The organism is Pseudomonas putida (genome assembly GCF_016406145.1).
In the GTDB taxonomy this organism is placed as follows: Bacteria; Pseudomonadota; Gammaproteobacteria; order Pseudomonadales; family Pseudomonadaceae; genus Aquipseudomonas; species Aquipseudomonas putida_E.
On the sequence record NZ_CP066306.1, the window covers coordinates 5,749,171 to 5,774,421 of the forward strand.

23 protein-coding genes and 1 pseudogene are annotated in these 25,251 nt (G+C 57.2%); all 24 read right to left on the reverse strand.

Annotated features, from left to right (window positions below; all coding sequences use genetic code 11):
• Positions 1–11: 11 nt before the first annotated feature.
• Positions 12–1,460, reverse strand: a complete 1,449-nt coding sequence (locus JET17_RS26525; RefSeq protein ID WP_016489904.1) for an ATP-binding protein — start codon at positions 1,458–1,460, stop codon at positions 12–14.
• The gene (locus tag JET17_RS26530; protein ID WP_012316940.1) at positions 1,453–3,624 is read right to left on the reverse strand and encodes a Mu transposase C-terminal domain-containing protein; all 2,172 of its coding nucleotides are present in this window, start codon (positions 3,622–3,624) and stop codon (positions 1,453–1,455) included. The genes JET17_RS26525 and JET17_RS26530 overlap by 8 nt, the downstream gene beginning before the upstream one ends.
• A complete protein-coding gene (locus tag JET17_RS26535; RefSeq protein WP_012316941.1) occupies positions 3,617–4,516 on the reverse strand; it encodes a TnsA endonuclease N-terminal domain-containing protein in 900 nt (299 codons plus the stop codon). Before JET17_RS26535 ends, JET17_RS26530 begins: the two co-directional genes overlap by 8 nt.
• Before the next feature lie 271 nt (positions 4,517–4,787).
• Positions 4,788–6,623 (reverse strand): glutamine--fructose-6-phosphate transaminase (isomerizing), encoded by a 1,836-nt coding sequence (gene glmS / locus JET17_RS26540; protein ID WP_012316942.1) that lies wholly within the window; start codon positions 6,621–6,623, stop codon positions 4,788–4,790.
• A gap of 2 nt (positions 6,624–6,625) precedes the next feature.
• Positions 6,626–7,402, reverse strand: a complete 777-nt coding sequence (locus JET17_RS26545; RefSeq protein WP_012316943.1) for a DeoR/GlpR family DNA-binding transcription regulator — start codon at positions 7,400–7,402, stop codon at positions 6,626–6,628.
• A gap of 212 nt (positions 7,403–7,614) precedes the next feature.
• On the reverse strand, positions 7,615–8,982 hold the full coding sequence (glmU, locus tag JET17_RS26550) for a bifunctional UDP-N-acetylglucosamine diphosphorylase/glucosamine-1-phosphate N-acetyltransferase GlmU (protein ID WP_042111845.1): 1,368 nt from the start codon (positions 8,980–8,982) through the stop codon (positions 7,615–7,617).
• Positions 8,983–9,102: 120 nt separating this feature from the next.
• Complete coding sequence (locus JET17_RS26555; RefSeq protein WP_012316945.1) at positions 9,103–9,522, reverse strand: F0F1 ATP synthase subunit epsilon; 420 nt, start codon at positions 9,520–9,522, stop codon at positions 9,103–9,105.
• 44 nt (positions 9,523–9,566) lie between these two features.
• Positions 9,567–10,943, reverse strand: coding sequence for a F0F1 ATP synthase subunit beta (atpD, locus tag JET17_RS26560; protein WP_012316946.1), 1,377 nt, complete (start codon positions 10,941–10,943; stop codon positions 9,567–9,569).
• Positions 10,944–10,970: 27 nt separating this feature from the next.
• A complete protein-coding gene (gene atpG / locus JET17_RS26565; protein WP_012316947.1) occupies positions 10,971–11,831 on the reverse strand; it encodes a F0F1 ATP synthase subunit gamma in 861 nt (286 codons plus the stop codon).
• Positions 11,832–11,879: 48 nt separating this feature from the next.
• On the reverse strand, positions 11,880–13,424 hold the full coding sequence (gene atpA / locus JET17_RS26570; protein WP_012316948.1) for a F0F1 ATP synthase subunit alpha: 1,545 nt from the start codon (positions 13,422–13,424) through the stop codon (positions 11,880–11,882).
• Between the two features lie 21 nt (positions 13,425–13,445).
• The gene (locus JET17_RS26575) at positions 13,446–13,982 is read right to left on the reverse strand and encodes a F0F1 ATP synthase subunit delta (RefSeq protein ID WP_012316949.1); all 537 of its coding nucleotides are present in this window, start codon (positions 13,980–13,982) and stop codon (positions 13,446–13,448) included.
• Between the two features lie 12 nt (positions 13,983–13,994).
• A complete protein-coding gene (locus tag JET17_RS26580; protein WP_003260032.1) occupies positions 13,995–14,465 on the reverse strand; it encodes a F0F1 ATP synthase subunit B in 471 nt (156 codons plus the stop codon).
• Positions 14,466–14,521: 56 nt separating this feature from the next.
• A complete protein-coding gene (atpE, locus tag JET17_RS26585) occupies positions 14,522–14,779 on the reverse strand; it encodes a F0F1 ATP synthase subunit C (protein WP_003097235.1) in 258 nt (85 codons plus the stop codon).
• Positions 14,780–14,922: 143 nt separating this feature from the next.
• Complete coding sequence (gene atpB / locus JET17_RS26590) at positions 14,923–15,792, reverse strand: F0F1 ATP synthase subunit A (protein WP_003260030.1); 870 nt, start codon at positions 15,790–15,792, stop codon at positions 14,923–14,925.
• Positions 15,793–15,808: 16 nt separating this feature from the next.
• A complete protein-coding gene (locus JET17_RS26595; RefSeq protein WP_012316950.1) occupies positions 15,809–16,216 on the reverse strand; it encodes a F0F1 ATP synthase subunit I in 408 nt (135 codons plus the stop codon).
• Between the two features lie 149 nt (positions 16,217–16,365).
• On the reverse strand, positions 16,366–17,238 hold the full coding sequence (locus JET17_RS26600; protein ID WP_012316951.1) for a ParB/RepB/Spo0J family partition protein: 873 nt from the start codon (positions 17,236–17,238) through the stop codon (positions 16,366–16,368).
• Positions 17,239–17,247: 9 nt separating this feature from the next.
• Positions 17,248–18,039, reverse strand: a complete 792-nt coding sequence (locus JET17_RS26605) for a ParA family protein (protein WP_012316952.1) — start codon at positions 18,037–18,039, stop codon at positions 17,248–17,250.
• An 18-nt stretch (positions 18,040–18,057) separates the two neighbouring features.
• Positions 18,058–18,708, reverse strand: a complete 651-nt coding sequence (gene rsmG / locus JET17_RS26610; protein WP_012316953.1) for a 16S rRNA (guanine(527)-N(7))-methyltransferase RsmG — start codon at positions 18,706–18,708, stop codon at positions 18,058–18,060.
• Positions 18,705–20,597: a tRNA uridine-5-carboxymethylaminomethyl(34) synthesis enzyme MnmG gene (gene mnmG, locus JET17_RS26615; protein ID WP_012316954.1), complete on the reverse strand. Its 1,893-nt coding sequence runs from the start codon at positions 20,595–20,597 to the stop codon at positions 18,705–18,707. The genes rsmG and mnmG overlap by 4 nt, the downstream gene beginning before the upstream one ends.
• Before the next feature lie 514 nt (positions 20,598–21,111).
• Complete coding sequence (gene mnmE, locus JET17_RS26620; RefSeq protein ID WP_012316955.1) at positions 21,112–22,482, reverse strand: tRNA uridine-5-carboxymethylaminomethyl(34) synthesis GTPase MnmE; 1,371 nt, start codon at positions 22,480–22,482, stop codon at positions 21,112–21,114.
• An 86-nt stretch (positions 22,483–22,568) separates the two neighbouring features.
• Complete coding sequence (gene yidC / locus JET17_RS26625) at positions 22,569–24,251, reverse strand: membrane protein insertase YidC (protein WP_012316956.1); 1,683 nt, start codon at positions 24,249–24,251, stop codon at positions 22,569–22,571.
• 2 nt (positions 24,252–24,253) lie between these two features.
• A complete protein-coding gene (gene yidD / locus JET17_RS26630) occupies positions 24,254–24,499 on the reverse strand; it encodes a membrane protein insertion efficiency factor YidD (protein WP_080516506.1) in 246 nt (81 codons plus the stop codon).
• A gap of 29 nt (positions 24,500–24,528) precedes the next feature.
• Positions 24,529–24,905, reverse strand: a pseudogene (gene rnpA / locus JET17_RS26635) (ribonuclease P protein component).
• Positions 24,906–24,918: 13 nt separating this feature from the next.
• Positions 24,919–25,053, reverse strand: a complete 135-nt coding sequence (gene rpmH / locus JET17_RS26640) for a 50S ribosomal protein L34 (RefSeq protein ID WP_003253163.1) — start codon at positions 25,051–25,053, stop codon at positions 24,919–24,921.
• Between the last annotated feature and the right edge of the window lie 198 nt (positions 25,054–25,251).

The window sequence follows — 25,251 nt, forward strand, 5'->3', positions numbered from 1 at the left end:
CGCGGTTCATGTCACCAAGCAGAGTCCTTATCTACCCAGCCTCTCTGCTCGAGCTGGGTCTGCACATCATCGCCTTCGGAGAAATGGGCAGTTGGTGCTGACTCGTTGGCAACCGGAACCACCGGTTTACTAATAGGCTTTGCGGCTGCCCTTTCACTGTGCTCGACAGGTGTCACTATCGCGGCCTGGGTAATTAAAGAGAGATTCGCCCTGTCTGCACGCCGCGCCAAATCGTAATTCATCATCTTGGCGACCTGGTCCTTCGTGGGCATCATGTCTTCGAAGTCAGCAATTTGCAGCGGATCCCCGCTTCGTAGAGCCTCGATGGCCTTATGAAGGAGCCTCATCTGACTGTCGTACACCTGCTGCAGAACCGCCGGTGTAATCGAGTCGATGCCCTCCCAGATTGCGTGCCGCTGAGCCAGCATTAGAAGTTTGGCCAGGAAATCCGTGTTTCCTTGAGTGAGGTCATATATTTTGGAAAGGATCTCACCCGTCAACGGAGTGGGGGTTTTGGTCCAGTCGTATGCCCAGAGCAGTGAAACCAGATGCGCCCAAAACGGATCATCTTCGGTAAACCTGTCAAAAGTGATAGGCCCCATTCCTGCCGCACGCCGAGCATTTCGCAAAACACCAGAAAACAGCGGAAGCATGGCATTTGTGCCAACGTAGATCAGCGGGATGCCGGCGTCATTCGACAGCTGCACAAAAAAGTTGAGAAGCTTTTCGCGGTCTTGCCCGCCTCGGGATGAGCAGAGGTGCTGCATCTCATCAATTATGAGAGCTCCGATGAAATAGGTTTTGCACAACTGACTGATATTTTGAAGCATCACGCTGATGCTGCGGCCAGTAGCAGCTCTGCCTGAGTACTTTTTTATGCCTAATGCTTCATCCAATGAAGAGAAGAATGCGGTACAAAAACCTCGCAACGAGCCATCGTGCGGACAATCGATCTTGAGCCAGACCACCTGCGTCTCAATGAAGATCTGCTCTTTATACTTACTGTGACTGATCACCTGTGGATAAAGCTTGGCAATGGAGTTCAGCGCAGTCGTTTTACCCATGCCGCTCAACCCGATCAGTGTCAACGTTTCAGCGGTGGACATAAACCCGTGCCCCTTGATCTCCGCAGAAGAGGGCAAGCGATGCCTAACGGATGACGCATGCAATGGATTGCGCCCGGTGTATCCGTACCGAATCAATTGACTGAACAGGTCCTCAAGCCTGAGGTGGATTTCAAAAGGTACAACGACATCCTTCAGCCTGTTGATGCCATGACCACGTAATTTCGGGTCCAAGGCCCGCTCCACGTTGTCAGGCCGGGGCGGGGCGCTCCCAATGCGCCTGACTACATCAACATCCGAAAGAATCTTCGGGAGACACTCAATCAGTGGGTTACCGTCGTATTGAGGCATGCCAGTCGGGTTGTAATCTGCTGGCGCAAAACTGGAATCACTCATGACTAGCCTCGTTACCCGCGTTGATCACCAATTTCAGGAAGGCGGCGCTCCGACCCGAGACAGGTTTCACGGTTACAGGTGTATAAGTCTCCTCCGCGGCTGGCGAGTTATCCACAAGGCGAAGCTGATTTAGGTCAGCGGTATGCAAGTCGCGCTCAGTCTGGGTTTCAACGGCACGTTTCGAACGCTTGTCCCGCTTGAACTCAGCGTCAGATTTCGGATCTCCCTGCCCCTGGCGTTTGGCTTGCGCTCGATGAAGAATCTCCTCCTGGCGGCCTTGAAGAAGCGCTCCAGTATTGGCATCCTCGTACCGGGCATCTGGGGCGACCTGATTCAAAATCTTGATAATATCGAGGACCTCCTCCATACGAAGCCCACCGTACTTAACCCGCTGCTGCGGTACAATGGTCAACGGCTCGAAACCCGCCTCAGATTTCATCCAGCAGTTCTCAATAGAGTTTGGATCGTAGAAAACCCTAACGTACCTCGTTTTAAAGTTGTGAGAGCGCTCCAACCATTCCGAACGAATGGCGGTTTCACAGGTGTACTGCACACCTTGGAAATTTATACCTCCTCGACCAATTCGACACACCTGCGAGGGTAACAATGCAATCTTCAGCTCCGCTGGTGATACGAATTTCGAATTCAGGAGATTGTTTGCCATAGACCACTTCCACATGGCCATAGGCGTGGGCTCCACTTCTGCCGCGATCATCTCACGGTTCAGAAGATGAGGAACTCGAAGGCTCTTGTTGTGAGCCAAAACACCGAGGATTACCATCTCAGTAAACTCATCGATATCGAAAATTGCGTCGAGCTGGTAGTCACGATCACCACGCTCCATTTTCCGAGCATCTACGCCGCCAGGGACAAATTTCAAATCCAGCTTTTCGTTGAGCAGTCGGAAACGGCTTTCAATGATACTTTTCCAGTCAGGCCGAAACGGTGGCAAAATCTTCAAGGCTGTACCAAGAGTCTTTGTCATCGTCTCCCCAGCTTCACTGAGAAGTTCAGCGCGATCTGCGACGATTTCAACCGGTAGATGAGAACATGGCCAGTCAACCTCATCGATCTCAATATTATAACGCTTGCAAAACTCCTTCTTCGGCGTGCAAGCATTATAAATGGCATGTCGAGCACCATTCCAACTGGGCCCTTCAAGCCCGACATGAATACCTACGATCATTCTGGTGAACGTATCAACCAACACATACAGCACTGGCCTGCCGATCAACCATAACCGATTGACTCGATGTACCAAATAAACATCAGCAATCGTCGAATCGATTTCGTACCGATGACTTGCACCGACTAACCCTTGAGAGGCAGATCCAACTAGCGCACGATGGTCTTTATTATAGCGGATTGCGCCGCCGCTCTTCTTCAACCTATAGAGTTCATCAAAGAAAAGTTTTCCATGGTACTCCAGTTGATTGATGGACGGGTAGCTACCTCGAACCAGGTTACCTTTTGAACCGTCGGACTTGATCGACCGATAAAACTTATTGAGCATCCAATCATAGGCTTTCTTTAGCTTGCCACACCTGCCACTGGCAAAGCGCCCATAGGCCAAGCGAATATGCGAGATGTGCCGTGACTCGAGCAGAATTGCGCCACCGTCATCCACAACTACGCCACGATATTTAAGCGGTCGGCCAGGAACAATGCCTGAGGCCCGACTTTTTTTCTTTCCACGGCCTCCACACGTGCTGGTATTCCACAAAAATGCGTTTCGTGTCTGCCCCATGCTCCAATACCGATAGAGAAGTCGATAAATTTGCTTCCGGTCAACTCCCACTACCATTGCGTGATTAGCAACAAGGGAACCAAAGTTAGACGTCAAGATATCGAGGGGGCCATGATTCTCCACCAAACCACGTACCAGCTCCCAGTTCCTATCTCGGCTGTCTTTTTCATTCTCACTGATCTCGTCGTCACTTCGAAGCAAGTGCATAGGTACCATTTCAGGGTTGATCACCGCCGCTCCGTTATTGATCTCTTCGATCAATAGTGAGCTTCCAACCCGCCATGGCTTCGTCGGACTTGTACCGAGTTCAATGACTAAGACAAACTCATCCTTTATAGCTAAAACTCTGACCGGTTTCTTCAGCAGCTCAGATCCCTCACCCGGAGAAACGATGCAGTTAACTCCCAGACTAAGCATGACGAGGCACCTCGATTTCTGATGTGCTGGAAAAGGATGGCTCAGCAATCCAAACATGCAAAGGTTCAGATAAGCTTATTACCTTAGCGCTTAGACTCGCCCCCAGTCTGCCCGTCCAAAGAAGATGGTGGAAGAGGCGTTTAACACCAATATATTCTATAAAAATTACCCTCGAGGCTTTTTGCAGCAGTGCCTTTAGTGGCAATTCACTAGTCTTACATCCCGCTATAAATTCGAGCAGATTATTTATATTATTCTCCGTCGGCAACGAAGGATGGATGACCGCGTAAGTTCTAAGTATGACAAGATTTGCTATTTTAACTTGCGAGAGATTTTCATGGAGAACCAGTTTCCATTCTACCTTTCTCATAGCCCAATATTTAGCTTCGATCTCAAGCTTTTCCGCCATCCGATTCTGCTCCTTGAGGCTGGCATCCTCGAACTCCTTACGGTATTTCACAGAGCGCGCGGCCAAGGTTGCTTCGCCCTTCGAATCTATGAAAGTTATGAGGAAGTCAGTGGTCATAACCACTGGGACTTGAGTACCTGGATACACAGGATGACGGTAATTCAGGCTTGACGCGATCGCTTGAGTCTCAGCTTGCGTTAGGAGCGGGAACTGCTCACGAATGTCGATGATGGAAGGATCATGCTCAAGGATCAGGTGATAGTCGCGCTCAGCGTTGGATAGCAAATGATGACTGCGATGAAATTTCACACCCGGTACAAGATGCGACACCCCGCTCGACTGGATATCCCAAATCTTGATCCAAGGCTCATAGGACTCTCTAACGCCAGATCCGCGACCCGATTGTATTCTTCTATCAATTTTCCGCTGAGTCATTAGCTTCGAGCTAGCTGGATTCACCGGTTCAGTGGGTACAGATGTCATTTCACGAGTCGCTCATCGTTGAGTGACCCGCTCGATCGGATCGGAACGACACAGGTCGTGGCGCGGAGAAATTCAAGAGCGGGCTCAGCCAGGACAGCAGTCACTGTGGTGCAGAAGGGATTGTGATCCTATATCCATGGACAAGGCTCTGCCCCGACAAACGGGCCGTGACAGAGCCTTGTGACAACCTTTCTTAACTTGTGACAACCTTTATTTTTTTGTGACAACCTTTATTCTTTAAAAACACAATTGGCCCCTTAGCCGCCGATGCTTATTCCACCGTCACCGACTTCGCCAAGTTACGCGGCTGGTCAACATCAGTGCCTTTGAGCACCGCCACGTAGTACGACAGCAACTGCAGTGGAATGGTGTACAGGATCGGCGCCAGCGCGTCAGCGATGTGCGGCACCTTGATTACATGGGTACCTTCGCCGTTGCTCATACCGGCGTGCTCATCGGCGAACACCACCAGCTCACCACCCCGGGCGCGGACTTCCTGCAGGTTCGACTTGAGTTTCTCCAGCAGCTCGTTGTTCGGCGCTACAGTAACCACCGGCATGTCGTTATCCACAAGCGCCAGCGGGCCATGCTTGAGCTCACCCGCCGGGTACGCTTCAGCGTGGATGTAGGAAATCTCCTTGAGCTTGAGCGCACCCTCCATCGCAACCGGGTACTGCGCACCACGGCCCAGGAACAGGGTGTGGTGCTTGTCGGCAAACAGCTCGGCGATCTTTTCGACGGTGTGGTCCATGGCCAGGGCTTCGCCCAGGCGTGCCGGCAGGCGACGCAGCTCTTCGACCAGCTCCCCTTCCACACCAGCCTCGAGGGTGCCACGCACCTGGCCCAGGGCCAGGGTCAGCAGCATCAGCGATACCAGCTGGGTAGTGAACGCCTTGGTCGATGCCACGCCGATTTCCGGGCCAGCCAGTGTCAGCAGGGTAAGGTCGGATTCGCGTACCAGCGAGCTGATACCCACGTTGCAGATGGCCAGGCTGCCCAGGAAGCCCAGTTCCTTGGCATTGCGCAGGGCAGCGAGGGTGTCGGCAGTTTCGCCAGACTGGGAAATCGAAACGAACAGGGTGTCCGGCTGGACCACCACCTTGCGGTAGCGGAACTCACTGGCTACTTCAACTTGGCAAGGGATACCGGCCAAGCTTTCCAGCCAGTAACGGGCAACCATGCCGGCGTGGTAGCTGGTACCACAGGCCACGATCTGCACGTTGCGCACCTTGGCGAACAGTTCAGCAGCCTGCGGGCCAAAGGCCTGGACCAGCACATGGTCCTTGCCCAGGCGGCCTTCCAGAGTGCGCTGAACCACGGTCGGCTGCTCGTGAATCTCCTTGAGCATGAAGTGGCGGTATGCGCCCTTGTCAGCGGCTTCGGCGCCTTCGTGATACTGCACGGTTTCACGCTGGACTGCGTTGCCGGCCTGATCCCAGACCTTCACCTGGTCACGGCGGATCTCGGCGATGTCGCCCTCTTCCAGGTACATGAAGCGGTCAGTGACCTGGCGCAGCGCCAACTGGTCGGAGGCCAGGAAATTCTCACCATGGCCAAGGCCAATCACCAACGGGCTGCCACTGCGCGCGGCAACCAGACGATCGGGTTGTTTCACGCTGATCAGCGCCAGGCCATAGGCACCGTGCAGGCGCTTGACCGCTGACTTCAGTGCGTCCGCCAGGTCCGGGATGGTCTTGAGGGTATGGTGGATCAGGTGGACGATAACCTCGGTATCGGTTTGCGAAACGAACACATAGCCCAGGCCTTTGAGCTCTTCGCGCAGCTCTTCATGGTTTTCGATGATGCCGTTGTGTACCACTGCCACTTCTTCACCCGAGAAATGCGGGTGCGCATTGCCCTCGGTCGGTGCGCCGTGGGTAGCCCAACGGGTGTGGGCAATGCCCAACTGACCGTTCAGCGGGTCGGCAGCGTTGGCAGCTTCCAGTTCAGCTACCTTGCCGATGCGGCGTCGGCGCTGCAGTTCACCCTGCTGGGTGTAAACGGCAAGGCCAGCGCTGTCGTAGCCGCGGTACTCAAGCCGCTTGAGGCCTTCGATGAGAATGGCGGTGATATTGCGTTCGGCTACGGCTCCAACGATTCCACACATGATTATTTCTCCTGGCTGATCGCGGCGCAGATCAGGTTGACGCCGCGGGCTTGAATTTGTTCGCGTGCCGCTGCTGGCAGGCGTTCGTCTGTAATGAGGGTGCTGACACTGCCCCAGGGCAGCTCAAGATTGGGGATCTTGCGCCCGACCTTGTCGGATTCGACCATCACGATCACCTCGCGGGCCACCTCAGCCATGACTCGGCTCAGGCCCAGCAGCTCATTGAAAGTCGTGGTGCCGCGGTTGAGGTCGATGCCATCGGCGCCGATGAACAGTTGGTCGAAATCGTATGAACGCAGTACCTGCTCAGCGACCTGGCCTTGGAACGACTCGGAGTGCGGGTCCCAGGTGCCGCCGGTCATCAGCAGTACGGGTTCATGCTCAAGCTCGCTAATGGCGCGGGCCACGTTCAAAGAGTTGGTCATCACCACCAGGCCTGGCTGGCGGCCGAGCTCGGGGATCATGGCGGCGGTAGTGCTGCCACTGTCGATGATGATGCGGGCATGTTCACGTATGCGGCCGACAGCAGCACGGGCGATGGCTTTCTTATAGGCAGACACCGGCTGTGCGGCTTCCCCAAGCATCTCCTGCGGAACCGGTACGGCGCCGCCGTAGCGACGCAGAAGCAAGCCATTGGCCTCAAGGGCCGCGAGGTCCTTGCGTATGGTGACTTCCGACGTTTCAAAGCGCTTGGCCAATGCGTCCACACTGACCTCACCTTGCTCGCTGAGCATGGCCAGGATGTTGTGACGGCGCTGGGGGGTGTTTCGTTTCGACATGGGCGCTTAAGTTTCGATTCGAAAGATAATGATTGCAATCAAAACCTATCAGAGGGTATTCGTCAAGGCTGTGGATCTGAAAATCAGCGGCCTGTGGATAAATAAATGCTTCCGATCGCGGTTCAGCGACTTGCCCTCTGATGCCGTTAAAGCCAATAAAAAAGCCGACTTATTCACATAAGTCGGCTTTCGATCGAAAGGGCTGTGGATAATCAGCTCTTCTTGATCTTCTCCGGGCGGTTCCAGCCATCGATGTTGCGTTGACGCGCACGTCCCACGGCAAGTTGCCCAGCCTCGACAGTCTGAGTAATCGTCGACCCCGCCGCAGTGGTAGCACCCGCCTTGATATCCACAGGCGCCACCAACGAGTTGTTCGAACCGATGAACACATCCTCGCCCATCACAGTCTTGAACTTGTTGGCACCATCGTAATTGCACGTGATGGTGCCAGCACCAATATTGGTGCGTGCCCCGATCTCGGCATCACCCAGGTAGCTCAAGTGACCCGCTTTGGCGCCTTCACCCAGGTGGGCATTCTTCAGTTCGACAAAGTTACCCACATGGGCCTTGGCATCCAGCACGCTGCCCGGGCGCAGACGCGCGAACGGACCGGCATCACTACCCTCGCCCAGCACAGCGCCTTCAATATGGCTGTTGGCCTTGACCACCACACCTTTGCGCAGGGTGCTGTCCTTGATCACGCAGTTAGGGCCAATCTGGACGTCGTCCTCGATCACGACCTTGCCTTCGAGGATGACGTTGATGTCGATCAGCACATCGCGACCAACGGTCACTTCACCACGCACGTCGAAGCGAGCCGGGTCACGCAGGGTCACACCCTGTGCCATCAATCGTCGGCCTTCGCGCAATTGATAGTGGCGCTCGAGTTCGGATAGCTGGCGCCGGTCGTTGGCACCCTGCACTTCCATCGGGTCGTGCGGTTGCTCGGTAGCCACCACCAGGCCATCAGCGACTGCCATGGCGATGACGTCGGTCAGGTAATACTCGCCCTGGGCGTTGTTGTTCGACAAACGCCCCATCCAGTCGGCAAGGCGAGCGGCTGGCAGGGCCAGGATGCCGGTATTGCCTTCCTTGATCGCTTTCTGCACATCGCTGGCGTCCTTGTGCTCGACGATCGCAGTCACCTTGCCTTGGGCATCACGCACAATGCGCCCGTAGCCGGTCGGGTCTTGCAGGTTAACGGTGAGCAAGGCCAGCTGCTGGTCACTGGCCTTGGCCAGCAGGCGTTGCAGGGTTTCCACTTCAATCAGCGGTACGTCCCCATACAACACCAGCACCGTGTCGGCAGTGATCGCCGGCAGGGCTTGGGCCACGGCATGCCCGGTACCCAGTTGCTTGTCCTGCATAACGAAATTCAGATCGTCGGCTGCCAGGCGCTCACGCACCTGCTCCGCACCATGGCCAATCACTACGTGAATGCCTTGAGGCTGAAGCTGCCGTGCGCTGTGGATAACATGACCGAGCATGGAATTGCCGGCCACCGGATGCAGCACCTTGGGCAGCGCCGAGCGCATGCGGGTACCTTGGCCGGCGGCGAGAATAACGATATCGAGTGACATTGACTGGCTACCAATCCTGGGCGGTCAGAGAAATGACCGAGGGGGAATTCGGAAAAAGAAAAAGGGTAGCCGAGGCTACCCTTTTACTCAATCGCAACAGCAGTTATCAGCCGGGGCCGATTACTTGCCTTTGCGCATTTGCTGGACGGTACGCAGCTGAGCTGCGGCCTCGGCCAGACGTGCGGCGGCGGCGCCGTAATCGAAGTCCGCGCCTTTCAGACTCAGGGCATTCTCGGCAGCCTTGAGGGCTTCCTGTGCCTGAGCTTCGTCCAGGTCTGTAGCACGTTGCACGGTATCGGCAAGCACCTTGACCATGTTCGGCTGAACCTCGAGGAAACCACCAGAGATGTAATACACCTCTTGGGCGCCACCCTGCTTGGTCAGCGTGATCGGACCTGGCTTCAGATTGGTGATCAGCGGCGCGTGGCCTGGAGCGATACCAAGATCACCCAGGTTACCGTGCGCAACCACCATCTCGACCAGACCGGAGAAAATCTCTCCTTCCGCGCTGACGATATCGCAATGGACTGTCATAGCCATCTGCTTGCCTCAACCTGATTAGCGCCCCTTTCGGGGCGCCGGGATTACAGTTTCTTGGCTTTCTCGACGGCTTCTTCGATGCTGCCGACCATGTAGAACGCTTGTTCTGGCAGGTGGTCGTAGTCACCTTTGAGGATGCCGCTGAAGCCAGCAATGGTGTCTTTCAGGGAAACGTATTTACCTGGGGAACCAGTGAAGACTTCTGCCACGAAGAACGGCTGGGACAGGAAGCGCTGAATCTTACGAGCGCGGGATACCAGCTGCTTGTCGGATTCGGACAGTTCGTCCATACCCAGGATCGCAATGATGTCCTTCAGCTCTTTGTAGCGCTGCAGCACGTACTGAACACCGCGAGCGGTTTCGTAGTGCTCGTTGCCGATGACGTTCGGGTCCAGCTGGCGCGAAGTCGAGTCCAGTGGATCGACCGCTGGGTAGATACCCAGGGAGGCGATGTCACGGGACAGAACGACGGTGGCGTCCAAGTGGGCGAAGGTGGTCGCTGGCGACGGGTCGGTCAGGTCGTCCGCAGGTACGTATACGGCCTGGATCGAGGTGATCGAACCTTCCTTGGTGGAGGTGATGCGCTCTTGCAGAACGCCCATCTCTTCAGCCAGGGTCGGCTGGTAACCTACTGCCGAAGGCATACGGCCCAGCAGTGCGGATACTTCGGTACCGGCCAGGGTGTAACGATAGATGTTGTCGACGAACAGCAGAACGTCGTTACCTTCGTCACGGAACTTCTCAGCCATGGTCAGGCCGGTCAGCGCTACGCGCAGACGGTTTCCTGGTGGCTCGTTCATCTGACCGTAGACCAAGGCTACCTTGTCGAGAACGTTGGAGTCCTTCATCTCGTGGTAGAAGTCGTTACCCTCACGAGTACGCTCACCCACACCGGCGAACACGGAATAACCGCTGTGCTCGATGGCGATGTTACGGATCAGTTCCATCATGTTTACGGTCTTGCCGACGCCGGCACCACCGAACAGACCAACCTTACCACCCTTGGCGAACGGGCAAACCAGGTCGATAACCTTGATGCCGGTTTCCAGCAGGTCGTTGCCGCCTGCCTGGTCAGCGAAGGAAGGTGCGTCGCGATGAATGCCCCAACGCTCTTCTTCGCCGATCGGGCCAGCTTCGTCGATCGGGTTGCCGAGCACGTCCATGATACGGCCCAGGGTCGCTTTACCGACCGGGACGGAAATGGCTGCGCCGCTGTCGATGACGTTCAGACCACGCTTCAAGCCTTCGGTCGAGCCCATCGCAATAGTACGAACCACGCCGTCGCCCAGCTGCTGCTGAACTTCCAGAGTGGTTTCCGCGCCTTCCACTTTCAGCGCGTTGTAAACACTCGGTACGCCGTCACGTGGGAATTCCACGTCGATGACGGCGCCGATGATTTGAACGATACGTCCGCTACTCATAGCTGGATCCTCTGAATATTTGAACCGTTAAACCGCGGCAGCGCCGCCGACGATTTCCGAGATCTCCTGGGTGATCGCAGCCTGACGCGCCTTGTTGTAGATCAGCTGGAGTTCGCTGATCAGGTCACCGGCGTTGTCTGTGGCGTTCTTCATGGCGATCATCCGGGCTGCTTGTTCAGCAGCGTTGTTCTCGACCACCGCCTGGTACACCTGCGACTCCACGTAACGCACCATCAAGCCGTCAAGCAGCTCTTTGGCGTCGGGTTCGTACAGGTAATCCCAGTGGTGCTTGAGTTCCTGATCCGGGGTTGCAACCAACGGTACCAACTGCTCGACCGTCGGAGTTTGGGTCATGGTATTGACGAACTTGTTCGACACCACGGAGAGGCGATCGATACGGCCGTCCAGGTAAGCGTCCAGCATCACTTTGACGGAGCCGATCAGATCATTGATCGATGGCTCTTCGCCCAGGTGGCTGATCGCTGCTACGACGTTGCCGCCAAAGATGCGGAAGAAAGTCGCACCCTTGCTGCCGATCACGCACAGGTCGATTTCCACGCCCTGTTCGCGGTTGACGTTCATGTCCTTGACCAAGGCCTTGAACAGGTTGGTGTTCAAGCCACCGCACAGACCACGGTCACTACTCACCACGATATAACCGGCACGCTTTACAGGGCGCTCGATCATGAAGGGGTGGCGGTACTCCGGGTTGGCGTTGGCCAGATGACCGATCACCTGGCGGATACGCTCCGCATAAGGACGGCTAGCAGCCATGCGCATTTGAGCCTTGCGCATTTTGCTGACCGCCACTTTTTCCATGGCGCTGGTAATCTTTTGCGTGCTTTTGATGCTCGCAATCTTACTGCGAATCTCTTTTGCGCCTGCCATGTATCACCTATCAGGTTAGCAAGCGGGGGCCAAAGCCCCCGCCGCGGCTTACCAGGTTTGGGTGGCCTTGAACTTCTCGATACCGGCTTTGATACCAGCGTCGATTTCGTCGTTGAAGTCACCCTTCACGTTGATCTTGGCCATCAGTTCGGCGTGATCACGGTTGAAGTAGGCAATCAGCGCTTGTTCGAAGCTACCGATCTTGGCGATTTCAACGTCGGTCAGGAACCCACGCTCAGCGGCATACAGCGACAGCGCCATGTCCGCGATGGACATCGGAGCGTATTGCTTCTGCTTCATCAGCTCGGTAACACGTTGACCGTGCTCCAGCTGCTTACGGGTGGCTTCGTCCAGGTCAGAAGCGAACTGGGCGAATGCCGCCAGTTCACGGTACTGAGCCAGAGCGGTACGGATACCACCGGAGAGCTTTTTGATGATCTTGGTCTGAGCGGCACCACCTACGCGGGATACCGAAACACCGGCGTTCACTGCAGGGCGGATGCCCGAGTTGAACATGGCCGATTCCAGGAAGATCTGACCGTCGGTGATGGAAATCACGTTGGTCGGAACGAACGCGGAAACGTCGCCAGCCTGAGTTTCGATGATCGGCAGCGCGGTCAGGGAACCGGTTTTGCCAGTTACAGCACCGTTGGTGAACTTCTCGACGTACTCTTCCGAAACGCGCGATGCACGCTCCAGCAGACGGGAGTGGAGATAGAACACGTCGCCTGGGTACGCTTCACGTCCTGGCGGACGGCGCAGCAGCAGGGAGATCTGACGGTAGGCAACGGCCTGCTTGGACAGGTCATCGTAAACGATCAGTGCGTCTTCGCCGCGGTCACGGAAGAACTCGCCCATGGTGCAACCGGCGTATGGCGCCAGGAATTGCAGTGCGGCGGATTCCGAAGCACTGGCAACCACCACGATGGTGTTGGCCAGGGCGCCGTTTTCTTCCAGCTTGCGAACGATGTTGGCAACGGTGGAACGCTTCTGGCCGACAGCAACATAAACGCAGAAAATACCGGAGTCTTTCTGGTTGATGATGGCGTCGATGGCCATGGCGGTCTTGCCGATCTGACGGTCACCGATGATCAGCTCACGCTGGCCACGGCCGACCGGGATCATGGCGTCGACGGACTTGTAGCCAGTCTGTACAGGCTGGTCTACCGACTTACGCCAGATCACGCCTGGAGCAACTTTCTCGACCGCGTCGGTCTCGGTGTTGCCCAGAGGACCTTTGCCGTCGATCGGGTTGCCCAGTGCGTCGACGACGCGACCCAGCAGTTCCTTACCAACCGGAACCTCCAGGATGCGGCCGGTGCACTTGGCGCTCATGCCTTCGGCGAGGGTGTCATAGGCACCCAGGACCACTGCACCTACGGAGTCTTGCTCCAGGTTCAGGGCCATGCCGTAGACGCCGCCAGGGAACTCGATCATTTCGCCGTACATGACGTCGGCCAGACCGTGGATCCGCACGATACCGTCGGAAACCGAAACGACGGTACCTTCGTTACGGGCTTGGGAGCTCACATCGAGGTTGTCGATGCGGCCCTTGATGATTTCACTAATTTCGGAAGGATTGAGTTGCTGCATTGCTCTGCTGCCCCTTCAAACTCAAGATTTCAAGGCTTCGGCCAGTTTCGCGATTTTGCCGCGAACAGAGCCATCGATTACCAGGTCACCAGCGCGGATGACGACGCCACCAATCAGGTTGGCATCCTCCGACGCGTGCAGGCGCACTTCCTGGCCTAACCGTGCACTGAGAACCTTGGCGAGTTTGTCTTGCTGTTCTTGGTTCAACGCAAAAGCACTGGTGACTTCCACGTCCACGGATTTCTCTTGCTCGGCCTTGTACAGGTCGAACAGAGCGGCAATCTCCGGCAGAAGCAGGAGACGGTCGTTTTCCGCGGCAACACGAATGAAATTCTGTGCCTGTGCATTGAACTTGTCACCGCACACGTCAATGAACGTGGCGGCCTTTTCTGCGCTCGTCAGTCGCGGGGCCTTGAGCAGGCGCTGCATGGTGTCGTCTTGCGACACCGCAGCAGCCAGGCCGAGCATGGCTGACCAATTGGCCAGTTGCTGATGGGCCTGGGCATGCTCGAAGGCAGCCTTAGCGTAAGGTCGGGCCAACGTGGTCAGTTCTGCCATGATCGCCCTCGCTTAAATTTCAGCGGCCAGTTTGTTAACCAGCTCCGCATGCGCGTTTTGATCGATTGTGGCGCCAAGGATCTTTTCAGCACCGCCAACGGCCAGAGCACCCACTTGGGCACGCAGGGCGTCTTTAGCACTGTTCAGTTCCTGCTCGATCTCGGCCAGAGCCTGAGCCTTTACACGGTCAGCTTCGACGCGGGCCTGGTCACGGGCTTCCTCGACAAGCTGAGCAGCGCGTTTCTTGCTTTGCTCAATGATTTCGGCTGCCTGTGCTTTAGCTTCACGCAGTTGCTGACCCGCTTTCTCTTGGGCCAGCTCCAGGTCGCGAGCTGCGCGGTTGGCAGCGTCCAAGCCGTCGGCAATCTTCTTTTGGCGCTCTTGCAGAGCAGTGATGACCGGAGGCCATACATACTTCATGCAGAAGAGTACAAAAATCAGGAAAGCAACGGATTGGCCAATCAGGGTTGCATTAATGTTCACGCCAACACCTCGCTCGGTCTTAATTCATACAGCCATCAACTCGTGGATACGAGTGATTAGCCGGCGATCTGACCAACGAACGGATTCGCGAAGGTGAAGAACAGAGCGATACCAACACCGATCATGGTTACGGCGTCGAGCAGACCGGCAACGATGAACATTTTGACCTGCAGCATCGGAACCATCTCAGGCTGACGAGCAGCGCCTTCCAGGAATTTGCCGCCCAGCAGGCCGAAACCAATGGCGGTACCCAGAGCACCCAGGCCGATCAGCAGAGCAACAGCGATAGCGGTCAGACCAACTACAGTTTCCATCTTTCCTCCCGACTTTTACGTCGTATTGGTTAGGTTTTTAGTTTGAAGCGGTAAAACAAATCGTTTGGTACAGCTGCCCTTGCGGACTTTTAAAGCCCTCCCCCCAAACGAGCGGGGAAGGCTATCAGACACGCCAGGCGGTCTTAATGGTTATCTTCGTGAGCCATCGACAGGTAGACGATGGTAAGCATCATGAAGATGAAAGCTTGCAGGGTGATGATCAGGATGTGGAACACAGCCCACGCCCACTGCAGCACCACACCCAGGCCGCTCAGCCACAGAAGGCCGGAGCCGAACATCACGGCGATCAGGATGAACACCAGCTCACCGGCGTACATGTTGCCGAACAGTCGCAGCGCCAGCGAGATCGGCTTGGCGATCAGGGTGACGAACTCGAGCAGGAAGTTGACCGGAATCAGCAGGATCTGCACGAAGATGTTCTTGCTGCCGAACGGGTGCAGGGTCAGCTCACCGATGAAGCCGCCCAGGCCCTTGACCTTGATGCTGTAGAAGATGATCAGGGCGAACACGCAGAAGGCCATGGCCAGAGTCGCGTTCGGGTCGGTGGTCGACACTGCGCGGAACGGAATGTGCGGATCACCGGAAATCAGGATGGCCAGCTGAGGAATCCAGTCGACCGGTACCAGGTCGACGGCGTTCATCAGGAATACCCAGACGAAGATGGTCAGTGCCAGCGGCGCAATCACCGGGCTACGGCCGTGGAAGGAGTCCTTCACGCTGCCGTTGACGAAATCGACCATCACTTCGACGAAGTTCTGCAGACCGCCAGGCTGGCCGGAGGTCGCCTTCTTCGCCGCCATGCGGAAGATGAACAGGAAGATCAGACCCAGCGCGACGGACCAACCCAGGGTGTCCAGGTGGAACGCCCAGAAGCCCATTGCCTTGGCTTCTGCAGCCGAATGGGCGAAGCCCCAGCTGCCGTCTGGTAGTTGACCGTAGGTCAGGTTCTGCAAGTGGTGCTGGATATAGCCCGAAGCGGTTTCTGCTGCCATGGTTGCCTCAAACGCCCTAAGGTCTCGAAAGTCTTTTATTCATCAGCAGGGGCGCAAACCAGCTGACCAAAAGGGTCAACACGAAGACGCCGAAGACTGCTAACGGCGCCAGTGGCTTCACTCCTGCGAAGGTCAGTGCGAACAGCACTGCCGTCAAAATCATCTTGCCGGCCTCGCCTGCGTAAAACGACTTGACGATGGCCTGCGCCGCCCGGGCTCCGCTAAAGCGAAAAGCCTTCCAGGCGAAATACATATTGGGCAGCCAGGCAATCAAACCTCCGCAGAGACCTGAATATCCACTGACTGCCCCTTTCCACTGCCACAACACCAATGTTGCCAGCAGCAGCACGACAAATTGAGCCAGCAGTACCGGAAAAACCGCCCAGCGATGGAAAGGCAGGCGGTTTGGCGTGCGGATTTCCATCACAACTGCTCCTCAGAAGTCGACCAACAAGTCAGTAACGACTTGGCATAAATTGTGCCGACAAAATGCGCGCAGAGTATAGGGGTGGATTAACCCCTATTCAACTCTTGGGTAGTGATTTCCGACTGCGCGCTACAACTGGAATTGTTTCAGCGGATGTGAGCAAGGACGCCCTGCAACTCGTCGAGCGAGTTATAGCGAATAACCAACTGGCCTTTTCCCTTGTTTCCGTGACGAATCTGCACCGGGGAGCCCAGGCGCTCTGCGAGCCGCTGTTCAAGGCGCTCGATATCCGGATCAGGTTTGTTCGGTTCTACCGGGTCAGGTTTGCCATTGAGCCACTGGCGCACCAGTGCCTCGGTTTGGCGCACAGTGAGCCCACGTGCGACAACATGACGCGCCCCCTCTTCCTGGCGATCTTCTTCAAGACCGAGCAAAGCACGTGCGTGCCCCATCTCCAGATCACCATGGGCAAGCATGGTCTTGATCGCTTCAGGCAGCGAGATCAGGCGCAGCAGGTTGGCCACGGTAACCCGCGACTTGCCCACGGCATCGGCCACCTGCTGTTGGGTCAGCTCGAACTCCTGTTGCAGGCGTTGCAGGGCCAGGGCCTCTTCCAACGGGTTGAGGTCCTCTCGCTGGATGTTCTCGATGAGGGCCATGGCGATGGCCGCTTCATCAGGCACTTCCCGCACCATCGCCGGGACGGTGTCCAGGCCAGCCTGCTGCGTGGCCCTCCAGCGGCGCTCACCGGCAATGATCTCGTAGCGGTTGCCATCGATCGGGCGCACCACGATCGGCTGCATCACACCGTGCGTGCGAATCGAGTGCGCCAGTTCTTCCAGCGCCTGCGGATCCATGTCACGGCGCGGCTGGTATTTACCGCGCTGGATCAACTCGACCGGCAGGTGTTGCAGTTCTTTCTGGTCGATCTTGACAGCCTGCTCTTCGAGCGCGCTGACGGAAGGACCACTGAGCAGTGCATCCAACCCACGTCCGAGACCCCGTTTCTTAACGGCCATGCGGATTCCTTAAGTTGTTTGTGCAGTGCGTGATTGACGGCGTTGACGGCGAACCAGTTCCCCGGCCAGGGCCAGATAGGCCAGTGCGCCACGCGATTGCTTGTCGTAGGCCAGCGCCGGCATGCCAAAGCTCGGTGCCTCGGCCAAGCGGATGTTGCGCGGAATGACGGTATCGTAAAGCTGCTCGCCGAAGTGCTCCTTGAGCTGCGCCGATACATCGTTGTTCAGGCTAAGACGCGGGTCGTACATGGTGCGCAGCAGCCCTTCGATCTTCAGCTCCGGGTTCAGACGGGCGGCAATGCGCTTGATGTTATCCACAAGGTCGCTGAGACCTTCCAGTGCGTAATACTCGCACTGCATCGGGATGATCACGCCATCGGAGGCGACCAGGGCATTGAGCGTCAGCATCGACAGCGACGGTGGGCAATCGATGAGGATGAAGTCGTAATTCTCGCGGATCGGCGCCAGGGCGTTGCGCAGGCGGCTCTCCTTGACCTGCATTTCCAGCAGCACCACTTCCGCGGCAGTCAGGTCGCGGTTGGCAGGCAGCAACTGGAAGCCACCATGCTCGGAGTAGTGCATGGCCTGGGCAAGGTCGCATTCCCCGATCAGCAGGTCGTAGACCGAGTGTTCGAGTTCGTGTTTGTCCACACCGCTGCCCATGGTGGCGTTGCCCTGCGGATCGAGGTCGATCAGCAGCACACGACGCTTGGTCGCAGCCAGCGATGCGGCGAGATTGATACAGGTGGTGGTTTTACCCACTCCACCTTTCTGGTTCGCGATTGCGAATACCTTAGCCATTGTTGCGTGTGTTCCCAGTCATGCCTTGCGGCGCAGTATCAGCAGATGGCGCTGGCCCTGGCAACCTGGAACGGTCAGGGCCTGCTCGCTTTCCACTGTGAAGTCTGCGGGCAATGCTACCAGTTCATCGGCAGGATGCAGCCCCTTCATTGCAAGCCATTGCGTCCCGGTGTCGCCCAAGTGGCGGGTCCAGTTGGTGAAGTTCTCCATGCTGCTGAAGGCGCGAGAGATGATGCCGTTGAACGGCTGTGCTGGCTGGAAGGCTTCTACCCGGCTGTGGATAACCGTGAGGTTGTCCAGTTTCAGCTCCATCTTCACCTGGGTGAGGAAGCGGGTTTTCTTGCCGTTGGCGTCCAGCACAGTTACGCGTTTTTGCGGATGCAGGATAGCCAACGGAATCCCGGGCATGCCACCGCCGCTGCCGACATCAAGCCAGCTGTCGCGATCGGGGTGGATAAAACCCATGACGCTGAGGCTGTCGAGCAGATGGCGCGAAACCATCTCGTCCGGGTCGCGCACGGCGGTCAAGTTGTAGGCCTTGTTCCATTTGATCAACAGGGCCAGGTAGCCAAGCAGCCTTTCGTGCTGCTCGGCGCTCAGCTCGACACCGAGCTGGCGTGCACCTGTGGACAACTCTTCAGCGTGTTGCGGGGTGACCAGGGAACTCAAGCGCTTTGCTCCAATTCGCGGCCAGCGCCGCGTTTTTTCAGATGAATCAACAACAGGGAAATTGCCGCTGGAGTCACGCCAGGGATACGCGAAGCCTGGCCTAGCGTCTGCGGCCGAGTCTGGCCGAGCTTGCCCTGGATTTCCTTGGACAGGCCGGAAATCGAGGTGTAGTCGATATCCACAGGCAGGCAGGTGTCTTCGCTGGCGCGCAGGCGAGCGATCTCGTCCTGCTGACGATCGATGTAGCCAGCGTACTTGGTCTTGATTTCGACCTGTTCGGCAACCTGTGGATCGATCTGTTCGCCGCCGGTCGCTTCGATCAGCCCGGCGTAGTCCACTTCTGGTCGCGCCAGCAGGTTGAGCAGGCTGTATTCGTGGCTCAGCGGAGTACCAAACTTATCCACAACGGCCTGGCCCTGCGGTGTATTCGGGCGTACCCAGGTCGATTTCAAGCGCTGTTCCTCACGCTCGATGCCGTCACGCTTGGCGCAGAACGCGGCCCAGCGCTGGTCGTCGATCAGACCAAGCTCACGACCTTTCTCGGTCAGGCGCAGGTCGGCGTTGTCTTCGCGCAGGATCAACCGGTATTCGGCCCGCGAAGTGAACATGCGGTACGGCTCCTGGGTACCCAGGGTAATCAGGTCGTCGACCAACACTCCGATGTACGCCTCGTCACGGCGCGGGCACCAGCTTTCCCGGCCCTGCGCGCGCAGTGCGGCGTTGGTACCGGCCAGCAGGCCTTGGGCGCCGGCTTCTTCGTAACCGGTAGTGCCGTTGATCTGGCCAGCGAAGAACAAGCCACCGATGACCTTGGTCTCGAGGCTGTACTTGAGGTCACGCGGATCGAAGTAGTCGTATTCGATGGCATAGCCCGGGCGCACGATGTGGGCGTTTTCCATGCCGCGAATCGAGCGCACCAGCTCCAGCTGCACGTCAAACGGCAGCGAGGTGGAAATACCGTTGGGGTACAGCTCATGGGTGGTCAGGCCTTCCGGCTCGATGAACACCTGATGGCTTTCCTTGTCGGCAAAGCGATGGATCTTGTCTTCGATCGACGGGCAGTAACGCGGGCCGACACCTTCGATGACGCCCGAGTACATCGGCGAACGGTCGAGGTTCGAAGCGATGATTTCGTGGGTACGCGCATTGGTGTGGGTAATCCAGCAGCTGACCTGACGCGGGTGCATCGCGGCGTTGCCCATGAACGACATGACCGGGATTGGTGTGTCGCCCGGCTGCTCGGTCATCACCGAAAAGTCCACCGAACGACCGTCGATACGCGGAGGTGTACCGGTTTTCAGACGACCGACGCGCAGCGGGAGTTCACGCATGCGGTGGGCCAGGGCGATCGACGGTGGATCGCCAGCGCGGCCGCCGGAATGGTTCTGCAGGCCGATGTGGATAAGGCCACCCAGGAAAGTGCCGGTAGTGAGCACCACGGAATCGGCGAAGAACCGCAGCCCCATTTGGGTAACCACGCCTTTGACCTGGTCTTGCTCGACGATCAGGTCATCACAGGACTGCTGGAATATCCACAGGTTTGGCTGGTTTTCCAGGATTTCGCGAACCACGGCCTTGTAGATGGCGCGGTCGGCCTGTGCACGGGTGGCGCGAACAGCCGGGCCCTTGCGGTTGTTCAACACGCGGAACTGGATGCCGCTCTTGTCAGTGGCCAGTGCCATGGCACCGCCGAGCGCATCGATCTCTTTGACCAGATGGCTTTTACCGATGCCACCGATGGCCGGGTTGCAGCTCATGTGACCGAGGGTTTCCACGTTATGGGTCAGCAGCAGGGTTTTCACACCCATGCGTGCAGACGCAAGCGCAGCCTCGGTACCGGCATGGCCGCCGCCGATGACGATCACTTCAAAACGGGAAGGGAAATCCACCACGCACCTCGTGCCTGTTTTTGCGAATAGAGAAGGTAAGCGGACAAGTATAGGGACTTCACCCCCTCTAAAGAAACCTTTTGCGCAAATTTTGACCAGGCTGTGGATGAATGGCTGATAACAGAAATTAGAGAGAAGAAATTTAAAAAAGCTTTGTTTTTATGTTTATTCTTATGCACACACAAATCTGTGGATAACGTTCTGCACGCCTCTGGATTCAATGTGTAGAAGGAAATTAAACCCTGTGGCTGGAGTGCCATGAGGGCTATGGATAACCGGCTTTAGCCTGTGGATTAAATGCCTATTTACCCACAGGGCAGGTTGTCCTCAGAAAAAAAGGCTGGTTATCAACGGAGCTGAAGCCGACTTTTCCACAGGGCTCATGAGTGATTTTTTCAGGCTGTTGATTAAAAATCTGCACCTACGAGCCCTGTCTGAGAAGCCCGAAACTCAAATCTCAGGCAAAAAAAAGCCGCTCCATGAAGAGCGGCGTCGTGAATGGTTTAGCTAAAAACTACTTACCGATGCAGAAACTCGAGAAGATTCGCCCCAGCAGGTCATCCGAACTGAACGCGCCCGTGATCTCCCCCAGCGCGTGCTGAGCCTGGCGCAGGTCCTCAGCCAAAAGCTCTCCAGCCCCCGCCAAGGTCAACTGCGCACGACCGTGCTCCAGATGCGCACAGGCCTGGCGCAGGGCATCAAGGTGCCGCCGGCGTGCGCTGAAGCCACTCTCTGCAGTCTGTTCATAACCCATGCAGGCTTTGAGGTGATCGCGTAACAGCAGCAGGCCCTGATCGTCACCTTTGGCGCTCAAGGTGATGGTTACATGACCGTCATCGCACTGTTCCAGCCCTACGGGTTCGCCGCTGAGGTCGGCTTTGTTGCGAATCAGTGTGACCTTGCCCGGATCAGGCCTTTGATCAAGAAACTCCGGCCACAGGGCGAACGGATCACTGGCCTCAGGGGCGGTGGAGTCGACCACCAACAACACTCTGTCGGCTTCGCCTATGGCCTTCAGGGCGCGCTCGACGCCTATCTTTTCCACATGGTCGTCGGTGTCGCGCAACCCGGCCGTATCGACGACGTGCAGCGGCATGCCATCGATGTGGATATGTTCACGCAGGATATCCCGCGTCGTACCCGCAATGGCGGTGACGATTGCCGCCTCACGGCCGGCCAATTGATTCAACAGGCTCGATTTACCTGCATTAGGCCTGCCGGCGATCACTACCGTCATGCCATCACGAAGCAGCGCACCCTGCCCGGCCTCACGCTGCACTGTGGACAACTCGGCACGCACTGAGTCGAGCATCGACAGGACATGGCCATCGGCAAGAAAGTCGATTTCCTCCTCCGGGAAGTCGATCGCTGCCTCGACATAGATCCGCAGCGCGATCAGAGCTTCAGTCAGGCTGTGCACACGCTTGGAGAACTCCCCTTGCAACGAGCGCAGGGCATTGCGTGCTGCCTGGCTGGAGCTGGCTTCGATCAGGTCGGCAATCGCTTCGGCCTGGGCCAGGTCGAGCTTGTCGTTGAGGAACGCCCGCTCACTGAACTCACCCGGGCGGGCCAGACGGCAACCCACCTGCACGCAGCGTTGCAACAGCATGTCCAGTACGACCGGGCCTCCGTGCCCCTGCAACTCGAGCACGTCCTCACCGGTGAAAGAGTTGGGTCCGGGGAAGAACAGCGCAATACCTTCATCCAGTACCAGCCCTTCCTGGTCGCGGAATGGGCCGTAATGGGCATGGCGCGGCGTCAGTGTGCGCCCAGTGATGAGCTGGCCAGCCTTGGCCGCCAGCGGGCCGGATAGCCTGACAATGCCTACTCCTCCGCGTCCTTGTGCGGTTGCGATGGCAGCGATGGTTTCACGCACAGTGTTCATGCTCGAAAGCCTCTACGACAAAAACGACAGATAGCAAAAACGCCCCCGAGGGGGCGTTTTTATTCACAGGCTAGCGCAGTAGCCCGTCAAGCAGCAGCTTTTTTGGTCGCTGCTTCGATACGGCGGGTGATGTACCACTGCTGCGAAATCGACAGGCAGTTGTTCACAACCCAGTACAGCACCAGGCCAGCCGGGAACCACAGGAAGAAGAAGGTGAAGATGATCGGCATCATTTTCATCACCTTGGCCTGCATCGGATCCGGCGGCGTCGGGTTCAGGCGCTGCTGGATGAACATGGTAGCGCCCATGATGATCGGCAGGATGAAGAACGGATCCTTGATCGACAGGTCGGTGATCCACAGCATCCATGGGGCCTGGCGCATCTCGACGCTTTCAAGCAGCACCCAGTACAGGGCCAGGAACACCGGCATCTGTACCAGGATCGGCAAGCATCCACCCAGTGGGTTGATCTTCTCTTTCTTGTACAGCTCCATCATCGCCTGGGACATCTTCTGGCGATCGTCACCGAAGCGTTCCTTCAGTGCGGCGAGCTTCGGCGCCACGGCACGCATGCGCGCCATCGAGCGGTAGCTGGCGGCCGACAGCGGGAAGAACAGGCCCTTGATGAGCATGGTCAGGACAATGATCGACCAGCCCCAGTTACCCAGCAGGCTGTGGATATGTTGCAGCAACCAGAAGATCGGCTGGGCGATGAACCACAGGAAGCCGTAATCGACGGTCAGTTCCAGGCCTGGGGACAGTTCCTTGAGCTTGGACTGGATCTTCGGGCCGGCGTACAGCATGGCGCTGGTTTCGGCCTTGCCGCCAGCCGGTACGCTGATGGCCGGGCCGGTGTAGCCGATGATGTAGTTGCCCTGGCTGTCCTTGCGGGTCTGAACGACGTTGTTGTCCGACTTGGCAGGGATCCAGGCTGTTACGAAGTAGTGCTGCAGCCAGGCAACCCAGCCGCCAGACACATTTTCTTTCAAACTACCTTTGTCGATGTCCTTCATCGACACTTTCTTGTACGGCTCGCCAGCTGTCCACAGGGCAGCACCCAAGTAGGTGGCGGTACCGGTGGCGGTGCTCGAGGACGGATCACCACTGGCGTCACGCTTGAGCTGGGCAAACATGTTGCCGCTCCAGGCCTGGCCGCTCTGGTTGTCGATCAGGTAGCTGACGGACAGGTCGTACTCACCGCGCTTGAAGCTGAAGCGCTTGATGTAGTTCACACCGTTGTCGCTGAACTTCAGGTCGACCACCAGTTGTTCCTGGCCATCAGCCAGCTGGAAGGACTTCTGCTCTGCGGCGTACAGCGGACGGCCGGTGGAGCGCGCATCCGGACCGTTGGCACCGGTCAGGCCGCTCTGGGCCAGATATACGCGCTCGCCACCGTTGTCGAACAGCTGGAACGGAATGTCCGGATGATCCTGACGACGCGGGTACTTCGGCAGGTTCAGCTGGACGATGTCACCGCCGACTGGATCGATAGCCAGTTCCAGGACATCGGTCTTGACCCGGATGAGATCCTTGCTGAGCGCAACAGGTGCCAGTTCGGCAGGGCTCGACTCGGCGTTGGCGCTCGGTACATCGGCGCTGGCGCCGTTGTTAGCGGCCGGTACGCCATCGGGCAGGCCCGGAGCAACAGTGCTGGCAGCAGTATTCTGAGTCGGCAAGGCAGCCTGGCCGTAGTCATCGTTCCACTTCAGGACCATGACGTAGGACACGATTGCCAGGGCGGCGATCAGGATCGTGCGTTTAATATCCATGATTACTCGGCTATCGAAGAAGTTCGGGAGGAAGGCGCGGGGGGAACGGGATCGAAACCGCCGTCGTTCCACGGATGACAACGCCCCAGGCGACGAACGGTTAGCCACCCGCCACGCAAGAGGCCATGGGTTTCTATGGCTTCCAACGCATAACAGGAGCAACTGGGGTAGAAACGACAGTGGCTGGCCATCAGAGGACTGATGGCGTAACGGTAAAACTGGATCGGAACGAGTGCCAGTTTACGCATCTTGACTGTCTACCCCTGCGGAATCGGCGTTAGCCGCTGGAGTGTTCGGGCCGGCTGCGCGCCAGGCGTTTCCAGAGCTTGCCAAAGTGTTGGTGCAATTCCGGGTTTTCTATCTCACCCAATCCCTTGCGCGCGACGATCACTATGTCCAGGCCAGCGAGCATTTGCTGGTGCAGACGAAAGGAATCGCGCATCAAGCGCTTGAGGCGATTGCGTTGAACGGCAAGCTTGACGCTCTTCTTGCCAATCACCAAGCCAAGGCGTGGATGATCGAGACCGTTCTCGCGAGGGTTCCAAGGATCAGCAGGTTTTTCCCTGGAACCTTGCCGGTTGGGGAGTCGAAGACCGCTTTGAAATGCCGGGGTGTAAGCAGTCGCTTTTCCCGACTGAAGTCCTGACTCACCACCTTTGCCGAAAGATCAAATGGCCAGACGCTTACGGCCTTTGGCACGACGACGCGACAGAACAGCACGGCCGTTCTTGGTAGCCATACGGGCACGGAAGCCGTGGGTGCGAGCGCGCTTGATGGTGCTTGGTTGGAAAGTACGTTTCATGGCGTGTTACCTGGTTTGTCGACAACGGGCCGGAATGGCCCCCTTTTTAAGAGATCGGCGATTCTAGAGAAAGCAAGCCAATAGGTCAATTTCCAACCAGCCTTTCCTTATGGAAGGTGCTTTCAGCGATCGAGCGGGGCGGCGTCTGGTCGGGCAGGCAAACTGATGACAAAACTAAAAAAAAGAAGAGACATATAA